The sequence below is a fragment of the Vibrio sp. 10N.261.52.A1 genome (assembly GCF_002876325.1).
GTDB lineage: Bacteria > Pseudomonadota > Gammaproteobacteria > Enterobacterales > Vibrionaceae > Vibrio > Vibrio chagasii.
The window spans coordinates 1-3,767 of record NZ_MCYD01001268.1; the positions used below are offsets into that span (position 1 = coordinate 1).

The 3,767-nt window shown below is 45.6% G+C and carries 2 protein-coding genes; both read left to right on the forward strand.

Annotated elements, in window-relative coordinates:
• Nucleotides 1-512, forward strand: a 512-nt coding sequence (locus tag BCT81_RS26680) for an Asd/ArgC dimerization domain-containing protein (RefSeq protein ID WP_277869849.1), incomplete at its 5' end; no start/stop codon positions are given.
• Nucleotides 513-720: 208 nt separating this feature from the next.
• The coding region (locus BCT81_RS26685) for a FimV/HubP family polar landmark protein (protein ID WP_277869850.1) at nucleotides 721-3,767 on the forward strand (3,047 nt) is incomplete at its 3' end.

Below are 3,767 nucleotides of genomic sequence, written 5' to 3' on the forward strand. Positions count from 1 at the left end.
GTATCGATGAGCTTGCAGGTCAAACCGCTAAGCTTCTTAACGGCATGCCAGCTGAAAACTCAGCATTCCCACAGCAGATCGCGTTCAACTGTATCCCTCAAATTGATGAGTTTACGGAAAACGGCTACACGCGTGAAGAGATGAAGATGGTTTGGGAAACACAAAAAATCTTTAACGACTCTTCAATCACTGTGAACCCAACGTGTGTTCGTGTACCGGTATTCTACGGCCACGCAGAATCTCTACACGTGGAGACTCGCTCACCAATCGGTGCTGAGCAAGTGGTTCAACTGTTAGAGAACACAGAAGGTGTTGAAGTTTTCCACGGTATGGAATTCCCAACGCAAGTACGTGACGCTGGTGGTAAAGACCACGTAATGGTGGGTCGTATTCGTAACGACATCAGCCACCACAGCGGCATCAACATGTGGGTAGTTGCAGATAACGTTCGTAAGGGCGCAGCGACAAACGCAGTACAAATCGCTGAAGTTCTGGTTCGCGATTACTTCTAAGCCTCACCGCTTTGATAAACAAGCCTCACTCTTTAGTGGGGCTTTTTTAATCGATTAAAAATATTGTTAGTCAAATTGTGTGAAATTGCTGCGAATATTGTCGCTGCAACACATTTTTTGTTTTCATCTCTATAGTTTTACGTCATTTATCCGATATATTTAATAGATCATCACATTATCCGAATTTAAGCACCTAGCTGAGCCTTTTATGTTTCAAATTTTCAAGCAGTGGTTAATACCTTTTGCCGTTATCATTGCGACTCAGATTTCCGTTGTTCGTGCAGATTCCATTCGAGTTGTAGGGCCTAATGGTCAGATACAATCAGCGCCTACGTTTTCAGAACCTCTTCAAAGAGCTCAATCGAATAGCGCAGAGCCTTCTCGTTTCTATGGTCCGACTCGTGGCAATGAAACGCTATGGTCTATCGCGTCAAGATTGCGTCCAGATAACTCTGTCTCCGTCCAACAAACCTTGTTGGCAATTTACCGACTGAACCCACAAGCGTTTGAAAACCAGAATATCCATAGCTTGCTGCCAGCTAGTCATTTACGTGTCCCTTCTTTAGAGCAAGCTCGTGCAAGCTCTACGCAGCAAGCCATCAACATCATGAACTCGCACTTGGCCAAGCTGGATGATCCGGCCGCTAAGCCTGCAGTTAAACCAAAAGCAGCTCAAACCTCCAATCAATCGAATGCAGGTTCGAAAAGTTCGGTTGCTAGTAAACCAGCCCCTGCTGCTGAAACAGTACAAAAATCAGTGGCTGCTACTTCTCCTGTTAAAGACATGAACAAACTCGAGAAGCAGTTAGAGTTATCTGAAACAGAGCTGTTGTCACTGGAAGAGAAGAATCACCAACTTAGATTAATGCTATCGGATGTGCAGTCTGAAGTGGATGTGCTTAAGACAGAGCTGAGCGACGAAGACCGTATTCGCAGTGAAGTTGAAAAGTTACTTGCTGAAGAGCGCAGAAAGAACGCTGAAATTGAAAAAATGGCACCAAGTGCAATGGACCAGCTGTTGTCAAATGGTTGGCTAGTCGCTGCACTTGCGATCATTCCAGGTCTTCTACTTGGTCTTATCATTGTGATTTTGTTGGGTCGCCGCTCTAAAAATGAAGAGCAGCAGCAACCAACGCAAGAGCAGCCTATTCAGCCTGAGCCAAGCAGCGCTGCCCCAATGATGCTGGCTGATGAGATAGACGACCTCGACAATGAGTTGTCTCTCGATGATGAGCTGTTTGGTACAGAAGATGATGCGAATAAGCTATTTGATGACCAAGCACTGGCTGACGAAGACGATGTGTTTGCAGGCCTAGATGAGTCGGACCTTGATTTCAACCTAGATGGTGAAGACGATGATCCGTTTGCCAGCATCGGTGAGAACGGCGATTTAGACACTAACTTCGATGATCTTGATTTAGACAGCAGCAACGGCATCAGTGTTAATGGTGAAGAGAAAGCGCTTGGCCTAGAAGAGATGGAGCGTGCGCTTGATAAGACGGCAGAAAGCGCGCTTGATTCTGATGATGGTGACTTTGACTTGTCGGACGACAACTCAATGTCTGCTGATGATATTGAAGCACTACTATCTCAAGAGTCACAGACGGAAGACCTAGGCTCCAACGAACTGGATCAGTCTATGCTCGATGATCTGTTTGCATTGGATGATGAAGACGATGACAGCTTCGATATTGATGCTCTGATATCAGAAGAGCAAAGTGATTCGAAGCCGAGTGCAGACACGACTACAAGCGATGATTTTGATATCGATGCACTTATTTCTGAACAGCAAACTTCTCAGCCAGAGCCAACAAGTGTTGAAGATGATATTGATGACATCTTCGCGCAAGTAGCTGCTCAGAATGAACAGAACGATCCTTTCAATCTTGATAGCGACGATGAGAGTGCCAAAGACCTAAATAGTGGTTTGGCGTCTGATGACGATATCGAAAACATTTTGGCTCAGTTTGACCAACCTCTGGAAAGCGAAGAAGAGCAGCAGAGTGTTGACCTGCTTGACGAGCAATTAGCCGGTGATGATGTCGATTTAAGTAACTCGACAGACCTACTTGATGAGATGTTGGAAAACGACTCTGATGAGGATTCTGAAGGTGAACCTCTAGGTTTTGACGCTCTGTCTGAATTGGAAGAACTATCAGGCTTATCAACCGATGATGAACTGAACATTTCTGAAGACAGCACAGAGACGCTAGATGAGCTACTTAGCGACTCGGATGATGACTTTGAGATTGATGCTGAGAGTACCGACCTATTAGATGAGTTCCTTGACGACGAAATCAATGATACCGAGCTTTCTCTAGACAGTGATGAAACCTTGGATGAGCTGCTAGGAAGCGAGCTGTCGGCGGATGAAGACGATCAGTCAGCGACTGAATCTCTGGATCCATTCGATGAGCTACTGACGAGTGGTATTGAAGACGAGATTGAGTCTGAAGAGCAAGCCTTTGATAAAGAGCTTGAAGCTGCATTCGACTTCGACACACCAAATGATGATGTAAGTAGTCTTGCAGAGGCTGATATCGAGTCGTTACTTTCTGAGCCTTCTGCTGCACCTGAACCTACTGAAGCTGAACTTGATGAGCCGGTAGTTGCAGAGCCTGCACCACAAGTCGACGACATCGAAGTTAACGACGAGCTAGCAAGTACAGAAGCGATAGAAAATAGCACAGAGCCTGAGCTTAAGGATGAAGCTGCCGCATTTAATCGTGATGACTTTATTGATGATATGTTTGGTGTCGCGCCTGCAACGGATGCTTTGTTGGATGACACATTGGAAACCACCGATGAAGCGCTTATCGATGAGCTAATGACGCCAGAACTTGACCAAGTGGTTGAAGAAGCTTCTGAACAACAAGCTCAATCTGACGTGATTGAACCCGCGGTCGGAGATACAAAACCAGAGGTCGAAAGCGATGAGTTAGATATCGACTCGTTACTCTCTGAAAATACTAGCGTTGATGAATTTGAGCAGGAACATCCTGAGCTAGAGCCTTCACCGGAACTGGGTAGCCCAGAAGAAATCGCAACCAGCTTTGAGAGTGAAGCTACGTCTCCTGCGTCATTGGATGACATTTCTGACGATGATGAAGATACAGTTGAAGACTGGCTAGCTGAAGCGATCAACGATGTAGAATCACCATCGAACATTGACTCTGATTTTGATTTTGAACCTAAGATTCAAGGTAGCGAAGAGTTCGATAATGTTGTTGAATCCTTGCCAGAGCCAGAGCCAGA